8 protein-coding genes are annotated in these 19,103 nt (G+C 38.9%); all 8 read left to right on the top strand.

Annotation, left to right across the window (positions count from 1 at the left end):
• Positions 1 to 290: 290 nt before the first annotated feature.
• The 8 genes from ACRD69_RS10230 (at position 291) to ACRD69_RS10195 (ending at position 19,079) form a co-directional block, all read left to right on the top strand.
• Positions 291 to 4,280: a hybrid sensor histidine kinase/response regulator transcription factor gene (locus ACRD69_RS10230; protein WP_430814983.1), complete on the top strand. Its 3,990-nt coding sequence runs from the start codon at positions 291 to 293 to the stop codon at positions 4,278 to 4,280.
• Between the two features lie 490 nt (positions 4,281 to 4,770).
• A complete protein-coding gene (locus tag ACRD69_RS10225) occupies positions 4,771 to 5,661 on the top strand; it encodes an AraC family transcriptional regulator (protein ID WP_430814982.1) in 891 nt (296 codons plus the stop codon).
• A 235-nt stretch (positions 5,662 to 5,896) separates the two neighbouring features.
• Entirely contained in the window at positions 5,897 to 8,827 is a 2,931-nt protein-coding gene (locus ACRD69_RS10220; protein WP_430814981.1) for a glycoside hydrolase family 2 protein, read from the top strand.
• A 118-nt stretch (positions 8,828 to 8,945) separates the two neighbouring features.
• Positions 8,946 to 11,429 (top strand): alpha-L-rhamnosidase-related protein, encoded by a 2,484-nt coding sequence (locus tag ACRD69_RS10215; protein WP_430814980.1) that lies wholly within the window; start codon positions 8,946 to 8,948, stop codon positions 11,427 to 11,429.
• A gap of 317 nt (positions 11,430 to 11,746) precedes the next feature.
• Positions 11,747 to 13,282 carry a sulfatase gene (locus tag ACRD69_RS10210; RefSeq protein ID WP_430814979.1) on the top strand — a complete coding sequence of 512 codons (1,536 nt, stop codon included), beginning with the start codon at positions 11,747 to 11,749 and terminating at the stop codon, positions 13,280 to 13,282.
• A 10-nt stretch (positions 13,283 to 13,292) separates the two neighbouring features.
• Positions 13,293 to 14,702, top strand: coding sequence for a sulfatase (locus ACRD69_RS10205; RefSeq protein ID WP_430814978.1), 1,410 nt, complete (start codon positions 13,293 to 13,295; stop codon positions 14,700 to 14,702).
• Between the two features lie 123 nt (positions 14,703 to 14,825).
• Complete coding sequence (locus ACRD69_RS10200) at positions 14,826 to 17,189, top strand: T9SS type A sorting domain-containing protein (protein ID WP_430814977.1); 2,364 nt, start codon at positions 14,826 to 14,828, stop codon at positions 17,187 to 17,189.
• Positions 17,190 to 17,540: 351 nt separating this feature from the next.
• Positions 17,541 to 19,079, top strand: a complete 1,539-nt coding sequence (locus ACRD69_RS10195; RefSeq protein ID WP_430814976.1) for a sulfatase — start codon at positions 17,541 to 17,543, stop codon at positions 19,077 to 19,079.
• The last annotated feature ends 24 nt before the right edge of the window (positions 19,080 to 19,103 follow it).

Here is a 19,103-nt window from a genome sequence, read left to right as displayed (position 1 = left end):
TTGGCATGTTCGTGTATCAACTATACAAAATAGATTGTTTTTTTAACTTCTTACAACATAATATCTTCCTAAGCCGGCTTAATATTTTGTGATTGCGGAGTTCAATTAAGTAGGTGATTTATGACAATAGCTTTAAATAAATACCTTTTTCAGATGTATACACTCAGATTACCTGATGTTGTGATGACAATGTTTTTTGTTCGCGATACAGTTAGTAAAATTTTTAAGAGTAATTACTTATCTTTCTGATCGAATAATCACCACTGCCGAATGAAAAAATAATGGTAAAGATGCGTTTACTACTCTTGGGAATTATCGTTTTACATTGTTTTGTAATTTATTCCACACCAGACAATTACCAGTTGAGTTTTCTATCTGTTAAAGATGGTTTATCGCACAATGAAGTAACCTCCATAGTGCAGGATCAATATGGTTTTATGTGGTTCGGTACCCGGGGTGGATTAAATCGCTACGATGGCTATGAGTTTAAGCATTACAAACCTTCAGAGCAGGACTCCACCGGCATATCCAATCCTTCCATTGAAGCCCTGTTTTTAAACTCAAGGGATGAAATCTGCATTGGCCTTAAATCAGGAGGGCCATCAAAGTATATTAATTCAAAAGAGTCGTTTAATGACATTAAGCAGGCCAGTCAATATGGCTTAAGCAGAGTACTTTCCTTCTATGAAGATAGTAAAGGAAATACCTGGATAGGCTCCTGGAGTAATGGCCTTGTTTGTATAAAGCGTGACACTGTTATTCATTACAAAGAAGCCGGGCAGGTCAGGGATTTTGCAGAGACGGGTAATGGCAGGATTTGGGTGGCTTCAAGTACTGGTTTGAAGTACATTGATGGTGATGGGCCAATTGTAAACTTTGGAGGAAAAAGTATCACCTCAATTACGATGGATGAAAGGAATGAATGTATCTGGGCATTGGGATGGTCCCAGGAGCTCATGAAAGTCAATTTCAAGACATTACAATCTGAGGTTTATATCAATAAACTGACGAAGAATGCCCGAAACTATAGTTTACTCAATGATACAAAAGGTCGCTTATGGGTTGGTACATGGGGAGAAGGTTTATATCTTTTCGATAAGGAAAAGGCATTGTTCAGTAAAGTTGAAATTTATCCAGATAATGCTCAATCAGCACCCGTAGACTATCATGTTATAAGAGATATATTCGAAGATCAAATAGGGGATTTATGGTTAGCGACACAAGCCGGTATTGTTCGCATTGCACAAAAAAATAATTTCAATAGTGTTACTATATTAGATTCCCGTGAACGGAATATAAGTCATATTAATGTCGTTTTTACCGATGATAATGGTATCACCTGGATAGGAACTAATGGCAATGGCCTCTTTTATTCAACTGACAATAAAACATTCCAAAACGTACGGTCAGATCCCATGTTGAAAAATGGCACGGTAAAAACGATTGGTAAAGGACCTGCCGGTAATTTGTGGGTTTGTTTTGAGGAGGGAATTTTCACGATAGAGAAGACAGTTGGAGGTTTTCATTTTTTATCTGCTTCCAGGTTTTTTCAAGATGAAGAATTTAAGCGTATCAGAAAAGTTCATCAATTGTTCTTTGATGAAAACAAGCTTTGGATCGGCACTCAGCAAAGAGGCGTGTTTCTTTTTCAAAAAAACGAGTCGAATTATCGACTGATCAAACATTTTGTTGGTGGTGATAAAGAAGGCATGCTGGGAGATAACAGGGTGACAGCAATACGAAAGGATTTATCAGGTAACATGTGGTTTGCTACTTACAATGGACTCTATCAATTTAATGCCTCTGATTCAGCTTTCTTATCGCTAAAGAATCTGGGAGTTTCCACATCCCTGGCCTGTGATATAATGTTGTGTTTGGAAATCGATAAAAAAGGAAGCATCTGGTTTGGCACACCCTGCAGCCTTCATCAACTTGAATCAGATTTATCGGGAACACCTGTTCTTAATACTTTTAACAGAGCTAAAGGGCTTGCAGATGACTATATAAACGGAATTGTGGTTGGAAATAGCGGCTTGATATGGTGTTCAACTAATGTCGGTATTTCGTCATTGAATCCGGAAAACAAACAAGTGCTAAATTATGACAGGGCTGACGGCTTGGGCGATTATTCATACTCAGAAGGAGCGCAATGGAAAGGTGCAGATGGCACAATTTATTTCGGTGGTTATACTGCATTAACCTACTTTGATTCCCAGGACATTGTATGGAATAACTATCAGCCCCCGCTTGTCATATCAGGTTTTAAGATATTGAACAAAGAGCAGCAGGTAGGAGATGGTCATTTATTAACATCGAATATCAATGAGCTTGAAGAAATAACATTATCGTATAAGGAAAATGAATTTTCGCTTAAGATCGCATCTCTTGATTATAAATCTCCGGATAAGAACCAATATGCTTATCGTTTGATTGGTTCTGATTCAGATTGGATTGAGTTGGTTAATCAACGTGAAATATCATTCAGCAACCTGAAGCCCGATGACTATAAATTGCAAATTAAAGGCACCAATAGTAATGGGATATGGAGTAATAACCATAAAGAGCTTCGAATTACAGTTTTGCCGGCCCCCTGGAAAAGTACATATGCCATTGTTGCCTATGTGTTTTTTATCCTGTTGGTGGTATTTATAATTATACGCATGGTTGTTAGTCAGGAACGGTTACAAAATGCCATTGAAGTGGAGCGTCTGCAAAAAAATCAAATCAAAGAATTGAACGATTATAAGTTGCGCTTCTTTACCAATATTTCCCATGAATTCAGAACACCACTGACCTTAATTCTGGCACCTGTAAAAGAGCTGCTAAATAAGGACTTTTCTGAGCTAAAGGCTAACTTCTATAAAGATCGCATGCGACTGATTGATTTGAATACCAGTCGTTTGTATGATCTGGTAAATCAATTGCTTGAGTTCAGGAAGATAGACTCCGGTAAAATAGAGCTCAATGTCAATGAATGCAACCTGCAGGAACTGATCAATGAGAACAGTCTTCCTTTTAAGCAGCTGGCAAAGTTAAAAGAACTTTCGTTTAAGGTTCTATATCAAGCCAAAGAAACTTTGGTTTATGCAGATTCAGAGCGTATTTCAGTTGTGTTAACAAATCTTCTGTCAAATGCTTTCAAGCATGTTCAACCCAATGGTAAAGTTGTTTTGCATGTAACTGAAGATAACAAGTATTACAAAATTGATATATGCAATGAAGGCAAAGCTATTCCCAGAGCTGAGATCAAGCATCTGTTTGAGCGTTTCTACCAGGTAAAAGGCAATAGTTCCATTGGAAGCAGCGGAATAGGCTTGCAACTGGTTAAAGTATTTACTGAGCTTCATAAAGGAAAAGTTAGTGTTTTAAGTGAAGAGAAGAAACCAGTTATCTTTTCTGTTTATTTGAAGAAAGGGAAGGAGCACTTTTCACCGGATGAATTAACAAAGCATGATAAACAAGCCTTATTACCAGTTTCACCTGATGGTTTTGTATCAAAAGCTTCAGTTAATAAAGGGACTAAGGGTACCACCGTATTAATTGTTGAGGATAACAAGGAGCTGAGGGAATACTTAAAGGAGTTTCTAGGAACGTATTACAATATCATTGAGGCTGATGATGGTTACGATGGTTTTGAAAAGGCTGTTGAGTACAAACCGGCTTTAGTATTATCGGATGTTATGATGCCGAGAATGGATGGTTATGAGTTGTGTGAAAAGATTAAAACCAACCAGTTGATCTCTGATATACCTGTGATTTTACTAACAGCTAAAGGCAGTGACAGGGAGCAGCTGTTTGGATCCAGAAAGGGAGCTGATTCATATGTCAGGAAGCCATTTAACCCTGAATTGTTATTGGAAGAGATCAAACAATTAATTGCTTCAAGAATAATGCTTAAAGAAAAGTATGCTAATAAGATTATTCTGGAGGCTGAAAATGAGGAAATTAGTTCTGCGGAAGCCAAATTTTTGAAGCAGTCGGTGAATATAGTAGAAAGGCATATGAAATTGCCTGAATTTACGCCCGATATGCTATCCAAAGAATTAGCCATGAGCTCATCATCTTTTTATCGGAAAATCAGAAAGGCTACGAATCAAACACCAGCTGGTTTTATTAAGTCAATCCGCCTGAAAAAAGCAGCTCAGCTTCTAAGAGATACTGATTTAACTGTCTCAGAAATTATCGAAAGAGTTGGGTACCTTGATTCAAGAAGTTTCAGAAAGAACTTTAAGGAGCAATATGGTGAAACACTTACCGAATACCGCAATAAGAATACTTAGTAGCATATACTCCTAGGCGTTAATGTTCTCCGAAAACAACAGTTTGATTTTATTTTAGACGGTAGCATTTCCTGTTCTGCTATCATCCTTAGTTTAAGGATGAGGGGATGATAAGTGCTTGTTTTAAAATGATGAGTAATATTATCTGATTGCAGCTATGTTATTGATAGGCAGATCTTAGGCTGATGTTTCTGAATGATTTGCCTACATGATTTGAATAAATGATGCAGGATATGTTGAAGCCTTTAATTACATAAGTTGAATAAACGATGTATTGCCCGAAGCATAAAATAAATCAACTTGCAAACGGTAAAATCAAGAGGTCAATAATAATGGATAATAAGGAAGCACAAGCAGCGATCAGGAGAATTAAAATGACAAAATATGCCTTGTTTGGTATACTGGCTATTCTATTATCTCTTCTATTGTTTGTTCTGATCAATTAGATAATAAGTTCGGTTTAATTTGAAGAATCCTAAATCCAATTAACATGAAGCTTAAATATAAATCCAATAAAAGTAAAGAGAAGAGTGTTGTGGCTATAGAAAGAATAAAGCGGCGACACTTTGAGCAAAATTGGCATTATCATGATGAGCATGAGTTAATCTATTATTTAAGGGGAAAGGGGTCAAGAGTCGTAGGTGATAATTTATCTGAATTTGAGATGGGTGACCTGGTACTGGTTGGTGCAGGTTTGCCACATCTGTGGAAAAATAGTGAGGAAGTAGAGAAAGATGGATTGGAAGCGGTTGTTATCAAGTTTGATACAAGTCATCCTGCGTTCAATCTGTTGTCCATGTTTGAATTTAGCCGTATAAAACAGCTTTTAAGTGAATCACAGCGTGGAGTTAAATTCAACGATAAAGCAGTTGCTCAGGTTAATAATTTATTGGTATCCATTTCAGATGCGGATGTTGCTATGCAGTTTATTCTGCTACTTCAGATTTTAAATATATTGGCAGAACAAACAGAAATTGAACTTTTGGCAAGCCCTGAGTTTTCTCTGCCGGCAAATAATTCAGAAGAGTATCGATTAAATAGGATAATTGACTTTTTATCTGGCAATTATAATAGTCCGCTTACTTTGGAAGATATCTCTGATGAAGCAGCCATGACACCAAATTCGTTGTGCCGTTTTTTTAAGACACGAACCAATAAAACGATTTTTCAGTTTCTGAATGAATACCGAATAGGCAAGGCTTGCGAGCTTCTTATTAATGGTGATAAATCAATTTCTGACGTGTGCTTTGATACCGGTTTTAATTCATTGACAAGTTTTAATCGTGTATTTAAAGAATTAAAACAAGTAACCCCTCGTGATTTCAAGAGAAAGTATCAGGTTTTAAATTCAAGTATAGGATTACAGACATTTTCTGCTTGATATGAACCTTTATAATATAGAAATATACACAGGAATAGCTTGCCGGAAATGCTGATTCCTAATACTAAAATGACAGTTGGATATCGGCTGTCATTTTTTTATAATGACAGGTAATATATGGTCATTGTTAGATAAATAATGCAATATTTCAGCACATGCTTTCCTATACATTTGCCTATTGACGAGGGGGTAGCAAAGAATGATCCACCTTAATTGAACGAAATAATTTTCACTAATGAATACATGCGTAACATATTTAGCGGTCCTGTTTTTATTTATCACTATTGGAGCCTGTGCCCAAACTGATACGAATACCATTTCCTTAAATGGCAGATGGAATATCATTTTTGATGATACCAATGAAGGAATAGAGAAACAATGGTATTTGAATGAAGTCTTCAGCACATTAAATAGCAAAACCATTGAAGTGCCTTCGTGTTGGGAAGAAACAGAAAAGAACTATGAAGGTGTTGGTTTCTATACCCGGGAAGTCAATATTCCGGCCAGCTGGGAAGGTAAAATCGTGGAGATTGAATTTGATGCTGTTAATTATTACTCAGAAGTGTGGGTTAATGAGCAGGTGCTTGGCTTTCATGAGGGCGGTTATACACCCTTTAGTTTCCGAATCGATAAGCTGTTAAAGTATGGTGAGGAAAATACTATTATGGTACGAGTGGTGAGCCCGATAATTTTGACTGACAAGCGGATTGACGGTATGGGTCGTCAGGAAGTGCCAATGTGGCGCGGCGCCATTGCAGGAGGTATCTGGCAAGGTGTGAAACTAAGCGCCAAGGGACATACCTACCTGGCGGATGTCTTTATCGAGCCCAGGATTGCTTCAGATGAAGTGGTGCTGAATATGTGCATTAATAATGCTGACGCCTATGCCAGTAATAAACAAGTAAAGATTCGCATTGAGGATAGCGATGGAATTGTTGTGTCGGAGCATTCGGAAGCCATTGAAGCTTTACCAGGGAAAAATGAAATAAGCCGAATACTAAAAATAGATCATGTTAACTATTGGTCAACAGATGATCCATACCTGTACAAGGCAATCGTTCACATCGAGGGAGAAAAGACGAATGAAGACACATGGTCACATAAGTTTGGAATGCGCGAATTCTCTGTTGAAAACGATGTATTTACTTTAAATGGTAAGCCTATATATCTTAAGGCAGCTTTTTTTGAAGGCTTATACCCGGTTAAATTGGCATACCCTGATAGTCGTGAGATGGCCATTAAAGAAATATTATTAGCTAAAGAAGCTGGTTTTAACATGATTCGTCCGTGGCGGAAACCGGCACCACCTATGTGGTTGGATTTGTGTGATTCTTTAGGCGTACTAACTGTTGGTAGTTTAGTCACCGAATGTATGTTAAGGCCAATCTCTACGCCACGTTTATCGCATATGGTAGAAAATGAACTGAGAGAAACCATTCTTAATAATCGCAATAGGACTTGTATTGTGCAATGGGAATTATTCAATGAAATTAACCGTCCCATTTTAGCACAGATGCTAAATTCCATGTCGGTATTGGCAAGGGAGTTGGATCCAAGCCGTATGATTTTAGATGAGTCAGGAGGCTGGGGCGAAGGAGCCAATATTTATTTGCCGAATGAGCGCATCCCAAAGAAATTCAATGATATTCACCATTACAGTGGCTCTCAGGTATGTGAAGCTGAGTTTGATGGTTATCTGGCAACAGCGAAAACAGAGGAAGAGAAAAAGGCATTAGGCTTGACAGGGGTGAAAAGCTATGGAAAGCATGTTGTTCCGGGTATGATGACCTACCTGTCTGAGGTAGGTTACGGAAGCACGCCTGATTTAACAGCAAATAATAAGATATTCGAAGAAAAGGGTAATTCAATTGTAGCTCCAACACTTTACCATAAAGAACTTAATGAGGGGTATATAGCTGCATTGGATAAAACGGGCTTTGACAAGATATACCCCAATGTGCGTGACCTTTATCTGGAAGAGCAGAAAATACATGGCATGGCAAACAAGCGTATGCTCGAAGCGACGCGATTAAATACTACGGTTAAAGGCTATTGTGTGCACGCTTTAGTTGGCGGCGACTGGGTGATTGGAGCCGGATTATTAGACTTATGGCGTAATCCTAAGACATTGGTTTATGATTTAACAAAAGCTGCCAATCAACCCCAAATAGCACCCATCCGTATTTTACCCCGCAATGTATATGCAGATAAAGGAATGCAGTTACAGGTGTTTGGAGTGAACGAATCAACAGATGAAAAGGTACAAGTGGAAGTAAAGGTGCTGGATGATAATCAGAAAGTGGTTTGGTCTGAAGACTTGAATGTATCCTTTCTATCTGGTATCTCTACTTTTATCGATTCACATCTGGATACAAAATCATTGTCTGGTTCTTATTCTGTAGAGGTAAAGATAAGTGATGAAGCCGGGAAGTTGATTACTGAAAACGAACAAGCTTTTGATGTGTTTAACCAATCACAGTTAAAGTTACCGGATGTTCAGATCGCTGTTCTGGACCCCGAAGGCAGTTTAAAAGCATTTCTGGGAGCTAAAGGTCTTAAGTATGTCGAGTTTAGCCAATCGCTTAATAGTGATATACCGGTTTTAGTAGGCAAAGTAAATAAAAAGAACAAGGCCTTTACAGATAAGGTTTTAGAAGTAAAAGACTTTGTTAAAAAAGGGGGATATGCTGTGTTTCTTGAAACAACAGGTAATAGGGTACCTGGATTTGACCGGGTATTAGATGAGGTAAGTACTGAAGCACTGCCTTTAAATGCTGAGATGTTGGCGAAATGGGCCACCAGAGGTGGTTGGGCTGCTAAAACGCATATTGTTACTGAACACCCTGTGTTTAATGAATTGCCAACCAATATGATCATGCATGGCGTATATGAAAATGTACACCCTGTTGAAGCCATGAGTAAGCAGGAAGGGACTTATATTGCCGGAATGATTGGTTACGACCATTTTCCCAACCATGATGATATGTTGCGTCATTACAATGGCCCCGGTGAAGTCTGGTGGGCCGCAGATGTTCTGGAAGCCAACATTGGTAAAGGGCAAATGCTGATGTCAACTCTGCGTATTATTGATTTTCTGGATAAAGATCCGGTGGCTGAAAAGCTATTGTATAATATGATGAACTATGCGGGTTCCAAGTATAAGTAGAAGATAGGAAATACAGAGAGCAAGTTTTTACACAACGCCAGATGCAACTTCTGTGTCTTTGTTTCTCTGCCTTTATTTGATCGTACACTAACTGATACCTGATTTAATATTGCATAAAATGAGATTATTACTGGTTATTATTGTATTCTGTTCCCTTAGTTTGCAAGGCACTGCATCAGAAAAGCAATGGTCCGCTAAATGGATATGGTCTGCTGAAAATACGGAAGCTATATTAGTCCGCAAAACAATAGCACTGAATGCATTGCCTGAAAAGGCCCTGTTAAGGATAACTGCGTCGGATTTTTACCTATTGTATATTAACGGACAATACATCAATCGGGGACCTGCAAGATGTGTGGCACATCATCAGTCATACGATGAAATCGATATTCATCCATATCTGAAAGAAGGGAATAATCTTATAGCACTAAGAGCCGTTTACGAAGCGGGAGCGAAATCATACCAGTTTGATTCACGCGCTGGTTTATTAGTGCAACTTGAGTTGGGAAATCAGTTGGTTGTTTCAGATAATAGCTGGAGACTGATGAAGGATCAAAGCTGGGATAAGAACTCACCACCAATCAGTCGTTTTCAACGTGACGTGTGTGACATTGTTGATATGCGTCGTTATGAACATAACTGGTTCACTTTGACTTATGATGATTCAAAATGGGAATATGCCACTGAGCTTATCCGAAATGAAGGCTGGCCTTCGCATAAGAAGGGGGTCAGACCAACCGCTTCCGTGAATCCGTGGATTAAGCTGCTTAAACGTGATATTCCCTTTTTAAAGGATGAAGTGGAGCAGGATGCAAAGTTAATTCTCACCAGGTCATATAAAGAGAAGCCATACAATCTTGTTCGTGAGAAAATCACATTGAATCATACGATTGATAAGAAAATTGCAAAACGTATTCATAAAAATGAGCCTTTCAATATTGTTTTTAATGAAGGTGAAGCAGGTTGCTTATTGGTATTTGACTACGGAGCCGTGATAAATGGTTTTCCATTACTTGAAATAGAAGGACAGTCAGGAACGCAGTTAAGCGTTCTTTGCGCACCCTATGTTCTGAATAATACGTTTTGTGCCAGTATAGTAGATGCCGAATACGAAGACCACATTATATTATCCGGGGAGAAGGATTTGTGGGAGGCTTCTTATTTTAAGCCTTGTCGATATATGGCAGTATGGATTGAAAACGCCGGCCAACCGGTTTCGATCAGGCAGCTTGCCATACGAAGGATAGCTTATCCTTTCGAATTAAAAGGAGAGATGTCATCGGTTGATGCCCCGTGGGTTAGGGAATTTTTTGAAGGCTCTGCCAAAACCATAGATGTGTGCACTACCGATGCCATCACCGATAACTATCGTGAACGTCGACAATATGCGCAAACCGGTTTCTATGGAGCATTGGGTAACTACTATACTTTTGGTGACATGGCCCTGCAACGCCGCTACCTCGTTCAGGTGGCTCAGGAGCAAATGGCAGATGGCATAATGCCGGCTTATGCTCCACTTGCCGCAAACGATTACATGGTTATTCTTGATTCCAATTGTTTTTGGCTAAAAAGCCTGTGGAATTATTATTTGTACAGTGGAGATCATGAGACCGTCATGACTTTATTGCCAAGTGCTGAACGACTTCTGAATCTTATGGATGGATTTACCAATGCGCATGGACTGATTGATAGTCCTCCTTATGCCTACTGGCTTGACCATGCTGTAAATGACCGAAGTGGAGCTAATTTCGCTTTAAATGCTCATTACCTTGAAGCATTAGAGAATTATACGGAGTTGCTGCTATGGTTAAAAGATACTAATTCAGATTGCTATGCAGCAAAAGCATTGACCTTGCGCAAAAGTCTTCAAAGTATGTTCTGGAGCGAAGAGTCAGGTATGTTTGTGGATGCATTACTTGATGGGAAGCAATCAAAGATGCTAAGTGAACATGCTAATGCTATGGCTTTGGCATTGAATATCGCCACACAGGAGCAAGGCCAACTTATTGCACAAAATATATTGGCGGATGACAATAACGATTTCGTTAAACGAACATCTGGTATGATCATGGTCACACCAGCAATGTCCTATTACCTGCATAAAGGCTTATGCGAATATGGTTATGTAAAAGAATCATTTGACTTGTTCAACAAACGCTTTGGACACATGTTGGATGAAAATTCCAATCAAACACTATGGGAAGAGTGGTGGTTGCATGGCAGCGGGCGAACCGGGAAATTTTTACCAAACAAAACACGTAGTGATGCTCAGACGGAAAGTGCCTTTCCTCCAGCTTTGTTTGCAGAATATTTATTTGGCCTGAAACCTGAACAACCGGGTTTAAGCAAATGGACACTACGATATCATGATTCAGGAGTCAGTCATTTGAGTGCTAACGTGCCTGTCGGAGATAAGCAATTGACTGTTGAATGGGAATCAGGAAAAAGAAATCATTTAAAATTGGTAATACCAGAAGGGGTTTCAGTTGACTTAGACTTAAATAGCTTTAATTCCGAAACGGGTATTCAGGTGAATAAGGAAAAGGTAAAGCGTGACGGAATTCTGAATCTTATTGAAGGAAAGCATAGTATCTTTTTTTAGTGTTTAACCTTAGTTGGGTATGGTAATATATTCAAAGGGTGCTGAGTTGATGTTGGATAAAAAAAAACTTTGTCAGATTAGTTCTATTCGTTTGTCCGATAAGTAAGGCCTCATTTTAGAAACACTTAATCGAAAGGTAAATTGTTTTCAACTATGCAGATGTTTTTTTCCAGAACAGAGCATGGACATTTATAAACCCTTTACTATTCGCAAGAGAAAAATATTTGTGTTAACAATTGAATGATAATTGTCAGTAGACTAGATGTGATTTCCGCATTTTTGAACTGTTTGTTAATCCAACCATCAAATTTTAAATAATGAAATATTTTTTACTTATTCTCTTATGTATCTGTTGTGCACTAAAGAGCTATAGTCAGAACGAAAAACCCAATGTCATCTTTATCATGTGCGATGACCTGAATGATTACCAGGGTGTTTTTGGAGGGCATCCACAGGCTCACACTCCAAATATTGATGCCATGGCAGCCAAAGGCGTGCAGTTTTTAAATGCGCAATCCAATGCGCCAGTGTGTCAGCCATCACGCAATAGTCTCTTTACTGGTGTTTATCCACACGATTCAAACGATTTTGGCTGGACAAAACGAACCAGGCAGGCTGTTTTAAAGAATAATAAAACACTGATACAGCTCTTTAAAGAGAATGGCTATTACACCTTGGGTAGTGGTAAGCTATTACATGGTAATCATGAGCCGCAATCATGGGATGAATGGGGTATGAATACCAAGCACAATTATGGACCTTTTGCGTTTGATGGCGAGAATCGTGTTGCACACCCAAAGGTGCCGCAGCCTTATCAGTCCATTGGACCTGTTGATGGTTCCTATGGGCGTTTATCAACCTGCGATATGTGGGTGTATGGCTGGGACGGAAAACCATTTCGTTATACAAATGATGAAGACAGAGATTTAATGCAGGATGAATTGCATGCACAGTGGGCAACTAAGAAAATTAAAGAACTGGAGGCAAGTGAAAATAACCAACCGTTCTTTATGGGGGTAGGCTTTGTGAATCCTCATACGCCATTACATGCACCTGACCGTTTTTTTGAAATGTTCCCGATCGATGATTTGGAACTGGCTCCCTGGCTGGCTTCGGATGCTGAAGATACTTATCTGAAAGATAATATTAATCCGAATAATAAAGGCTTCAGGTACTACCGGATGTTAATGGAATCATATGATGGCGACCGCGAGTTGGCATTAAAGCATTTTTTACAGGCTTACCTGGCTTGTGTGGCTTTTGTAGATGAGCAGATTGGAAAGGTATTGAATGCTCTTGAAAATAGTCGATTTAAAAACAATACCATCGTTATTTTTACCGCTGATCATGGCTGGCAGATGGGAGAGAAGAATTATCTGTTTAAGAATTCGCCCTGGGACGAGAGTGCTCGTGTTCCAATGGTTATTATGGCCCCTGAAGCTAAGGCTGGTGCGAAAGTTGAGCAGCCGGTTTCGTTGGTGGATATCTATCCGACCTTAGTTGAATACTGCAACTTATCGGGTAGTAATAAACTTAACAACCAGGCAGGTGAATTAGGTGGTTTTAGTATGTTGCCTTTATTTGATGATAATGATAATACAATTTGGCGTGGGCCAAATGGAGCTTTAACCATTGTAGGTAATATTGGAACAAAAACAACGATCAGGGAACAGCATTATTCATATCGCACACGGAATTGGCGTTATATTCGTTATGCCAATGGCAAGGAAGAATTATATAATCATAAGAACGACGTTCATGAGTGGATTAATTTAGAAGACGATCCTAACTATAAGATGGTTAAATGGAGTCTCTATAAGGAAGTTTGTGATATAATTGGTGTAAAACTTTAGAATTAAAAAGATGAAGAAAGCTTCTATAATAATTTCCCTTGCTATATATTGTTTATCACTGTCCGACTCATATGCCGGAACAAAAAAGAAGCAACCCAATTTAATTGTTATCATGGCTGATGATTTGGGGTATGCTGATGTGGGTTTTAACGGATGTACTGATATACCAACACCCAATATTGACCGTATTGCCAACGAAGGTGTTAAATTTACAAATGGCTACACAACATATTCTGTATGTAGTCCAAGTCGTGCAGGATTTTTAACCGGTCGTTATCAGCAACGTTTTGGCTTTGAACGTAATCCTCAATACCAGCCCAATGATCCTAATATGGGTTTAAGCACTGAGGAGATAACCATTGCTGAGTCATTAGCTCAAGTCGGGTATCAAACCTCTATTATCGGTAAATGGCACATGGGGGCACATAAGGAAACACACCATCCGCTCAATAGAGGGTTTAACGAGTTTTATGGTCACCTGGGCGGTGGTCATCGTTACTTTCCTGAGGAGTTAACCATTAAAGATAGTTATAAAATTTCTGGTGAACGAGATAGTTATCGTACCTGGATCATGCGTGATCATACACCAGAAAAAACCACCCAGTATCTTACCGATGAGTTTTCTGATGAAGCTGTTAGTTTTGTTGAAAGGCATGCTGAAGAGCCATTTTTTCTGTTTTTATCTTACAATGCACCGCATGGGCCTTTACAGGCCACTGAGGAATATTTGCAACGCTTTCCGAATATAAAAGATACCAAACGAAAAACTTATGCGGCCATGGTCAGTGCCCTGGATGATGGTGTCGGCAGATTGCTGAATAAGCTCGAAGAGTTAGCCATTGATGATAATACAATTATCTTTTTCTTATCGGATAATGGTGGACCTGAAACTAAAAATGCATCTGACAACGGACCTCTTCGGGAGGGTAAAAGCTCCCATTATGAAGGTGGTTACAGGGTGCCATTTGCTATGCGCTGGAAAGGACAGGTTACACCAATGGTTTATGATTACCCGGTGTCATCCCTCGATATTTTTGCTACTATTTCAGAGTTGGCGGCTTCGCCCTTTGATAAAGAAAAGCCTTTGGATGGTGTTAATCTTATTCCTTATGTCAATGGAAAAAGGAAAACTGCACCCCATCAGAATATCTTTCTGCGAAAGTTTGACCAACAGCGTTATTGTGTGCGCGATGGGGATTTTAAACTGCTTATACACAATAATGGTCAAACAAAGGAATTATACGATTTAAGCAAGGATATTGGGGAACAGAACAATCTGGCCAATCAGATGCCCGAAAAGGTTAAAGCCTTAGAGGTGATTCTTAATAAATGGACCGGTCAGCTTATTGATCCTACTTTCTTAGGCTTGATTCATACGGAGGCATGGAAAAACAAAGGTAAGAAGTCAACAACGAAATAGGCATACCCGGTTATTGGTTAAAAGCTGGTGATAAGTGGGTAATATGAGATTAAACACGAGCCGGATCATGCAATATTTTTGCTTCAGTACAATTAAGGCTATTCACACGAAAAGTAATTGCTTATGAGATATCTGTTTCTGATTTTTTGTATACTGTTTTATAGATTGGATATTAACTGTCAAATAGCTGTGTTCACAGATGATTTTGAAAGCTATGTTGTCAATGATGATTTAACAAACCTTGGGTATGATTTTAGTAAAAAATCAGATTATCCCGGCACAATAAGCACGACAGTTCAGAGCAATAACAATAATCAATATGGGGTTTGTGCTGCAAGCGACAATGGTCAAACATTAATGCAGTTACGCAGGCTGGTAGATGTAACACCAGGCAAGATGTATCAGCTCAGTTTAAAAACAATAAGCCCATTTAAGCGTCATTTGCGCATTTATCAGTCTGATGGCTCAACAATTATACAAAAAGGTGAGGATTTTGCCCCTACTGAAGAACAGGAGGCTCAATGGATAAGTCATGAACTGTCATTTACTGCAGAAAACGGGATTAACTCAGTATATGTAGGGGTATTCCATAACTGGTCGGGCACTTTGTTGATTGATGATTTCAAAATAAAAGAAGTTGAATTTGACGAGTTAACAGATTATTATGTCAGTAGCTCTGAAGGTGATGATGGGAACAATGGAAGCATTGATGCACCATTCAAAACATTACAGAAAATCAGTCAGGTGCCGCTTAAGCCAGGTAATACGGTCAATTTTAAATGTGGTGATCGTTTCGACGGACATTTTGTGGTGAATGGTTCAGGAACGAATGAAGAGCCCATTACCATAACCTACTATGGAGATGGAGAAAAACCAATTATTACCGGTGAAGTTGGTGAAGTTGCAGGTGGCGATTATCAGGAAGCCATTTTAGTAGAAAATCAGGACAACATTATTTTTGATGGCCTTGAAATTAATAATGAGCGCACAGCTAATAGAACGGGGGTCGATGAAACTGACGCCTATGGTATCTATATCTTAAACACAGGAACAGAAGTGATGCGCAATTTCACTTTCCGTAACATGACCTTTCAGAATGTATATGCACCCAAACCGATACTTAAGGAAGAGGGAGAAGATTCTTTTAATGGATTGGAAGTGGCTGCTGTAAGGTTTTATAGTTCAAAGAATACTGTTGCCGGACAGGAAAAAAATATACAGGATGTGTTGATGGAGAACTGTTATTTCACAGACCTGCAACGTTTAGGTGTTCATATGAAACACGGGGGTGGAGCTGATGGTGTTGGTGATGAAATGATCAATCGAAACATGAACCTGGTTTTTAGAAACAATGAATTTCATTATACGGGAGGGACATGCATATTACCTACAAAAACCTATAACTGCCTGATTGAAGATAATTTATTCAATCACCCCGGTTCAGATGTTGATCCACGTATGCCTAATCGTGGAAGTTCAGTTTGGACCTGGCGTTGTTACAATACAGTTATTCAGCGTAACCGTTGCATTAGTACAAGGGGTTATCTCGATTCTCATGGTATTCATATTGATCATGAAAACCATAACACGTTTGTACAGTATAACTACATGGAAGATTGTGAAGGTGGCTTTGTGGAGATTTTAGGGGGAAATGTCAATGCGGTCTATCGCTTTAATGTGAGTGTGAATGATGGATGGCGTGATAATCCAAACTGGAAAAACAGTAACCATACCATCTGGATCAATCAAAATGCTCCTTCAGGAACGCATTATTGCGATTACAGTTATATATATAACAATACGGTTGTCATCGATCAGCCATTTGCTACTGCCATTGATGTAAATGCTAAAAACACACACATCTTTAATAATATATTCTATTCGACCAATGGCTCAGGTATAGGTACAAAACAAATGGTAATAAATAATAACGGTACAGAATTGTTTATGAAGCATAACCTGTTTTTTGGTGGTGTGGTTCAGAGTTTCAAGAATCTGGATACGAATCCCGTAAGCGGTGATCCCCAATTTGCAGCAGGTGAAGAAGATACCGCCGGTAAATACCAGGTTCAAGCCAATAGTCCGGCTGTTGATGCCGGTGTGGCTAATCCGGGGCCGCCAATTCCGGGAGCAGGCACCGGTATTTTTAAAGATATACCTGAATACCCTGTAGTTGATTTTTATGGAAATCCCATCGATCTGTCGTCTGGTACACCTAATATTGGAGCCTGTAACGCAAAGGATATTGATTCAGGCATCAATGCTTATGACCATTTGCCTAAGTTGCAGTTCACTCCAAACCCAACAACCGGTATTATATTTCTAAATAACCTGGAAACAGAACGTAACGCCATTATATTTGATTTAACAGGAAAAAAGGTGATGGAGCAAAGCGTAACAAGTGTGCTTAATGTCGGGAGTGTTAATTCAGGAGTATACGTTTTATTAATGGAAGGCTATCAACCTCAGAAATTAATAATTATTTAAATACTGTACTACACCAATTATCAAAGGGGGAATTCATTAGGATTCCCTTTTTTTCAATTCGTTATTATGGATGCTTAAGTGCAATTTATGGTTACAATTAAGTTTTAATGTAATTCTAAAGTCTCATTTCCACAGAACTTGATGAGATTAATTAAGAAAATAAAGAAGATAATTATTAGCCACTATCAGATAATATCTGCATGTTCATTCAAATGCTTTACTGTTACTTTAGTTTCCATAAAAAGCGCAAAATAAACATTGAATATGCATAGCTCTCAAAAGGTATTATCGGTTTTAATTTTTTTTACCTTATTGTTTAACAGTTGTAAACGATCAACCTCTCCTGAAGCAATGCAGCATCCTAATGTATTAATGATAATATGCGATGATCTGAATGACTATCAGGGGGTATTTGGCGGCCATCCACAGGCTTACACGCCAAATATTGATAAGCTGGCTGCTTCTGGTGTACGTTTTATCAATGCCCAAACAAATATCGGTTTATGTAATCCTTCTCGCAATAGTTTGTTTACAGGCATTTACCCCCATCAATCCAGAAATTTTGGCTTAGATAAAAAAACAACACAGAAATTATTTAAGCATAACAAAACCATCATGGAGCAATTTTCAGAAAAGGGCTATTATGTGATGGGCAGTGGCAAGCTTTTACACTCAAATATAAAAGATCTTTGGGATGAGTGGGGAGTTGACATTAATAATTACGGACCCTTTGCTTATGATGGTGAGAAGCAGGTAGGTCACCCTTCTGTTCCACAGCCTTTCAGAAGTATAGGTGATATTGATGGGTCATTTGCACCCCTATCAGATATTCCAGGGTTTTCTGATGATGAAGTAAAAGGAGATAAGGCAGGATGGGTTTATTCAGGTAAAAGTGGTAAAGTATTTAATTATTTTGATGAGACAAATCGAGACCTTGTACCCGATGAGTTACATGCCCGATGGGCAGCAAAACGAATCAGGGAAATGGATGCACAGACAGACACTAAGCCTTTTTTTATGGGTATTGGTTTTGTTCGTCCTCATACTCCTCTTTATGCGCCCAGGCGTTTTTTTGATATGTTTCCCATCGAAGATATTCAATTACCTATTATCAAAAAGGATGATGTCAGTGATACCTATTACAAAGACAACTATCCGGTTGAACGGAGCAGTGATGACCGATGGTATACCAACACTTCAAAAGGGCAGATGTATTCAAAGCTGCTGACTGAATCCTACGGGGATGAGCAGGAGGGATTAAAGCACTTTTTACAAGCTTACCTGGCCTGTGTTGCTTTTGTAGACGAACAGGTAGGCATTGTGTTGGATGCTTTGGGCAAAAGCCGGTTTGCAGATAATACCATTGTTATTCTAACCAGTGACCATGGTTGGCAGATGGGGCAAAAACAATACTTGTTTAAAAATTCTCCATGGGAAAACAGCACACGGATACCACTTGTATTTAAAGTGCCTGGTCATAATGCAGGGACAGAGCTTCAACAACCCGTTTCTCTGGTAGATATTTATCCAAGCCTTATCGATATGTGCAAACTTGGGGAAAATAATACAAAGGATGTAAACGGGTTGCCATTGGGTGGGTATAGCTTATTGCCTTTGATCGAAAGTGCTTCTTCTGAAGATTGGGAAGGACCTGAAGGTGCACTTACAGCTATTGCTACCGATATTGTGGACTACAGCCTTGAGGCGCAGACATTTTCTTATCGAACACATGACTTCAGATATATTATGTATCCACATGGGCAAGAGGAGCTATATGACCTCAAAAATGATCCCAACGAATGGTACAATGTTGCTGCTGATACATCATTTGAGAATCACCTTTTTAACCTTAGAACTCAGGTGAAGAATCTGATTACCTCTAATCAATAAAGATGTATAAACATGTTATTTTGT

This window comes from Carboxylicivirga agarovorans, assembly GCF_050589845.1.
Lineage (GTDB): Bacteria > Bacteroidota > Bacteroidia > Bacteroidales > Marinilabiliaceae > Carboxylicivirga > Carboxylicivirga agarovorans.
The sequence above is the reverse complement of the archived record's forward strand: the minus strand, read 5'-3'. Positions and strand labels throughout refer to the sequence as shown.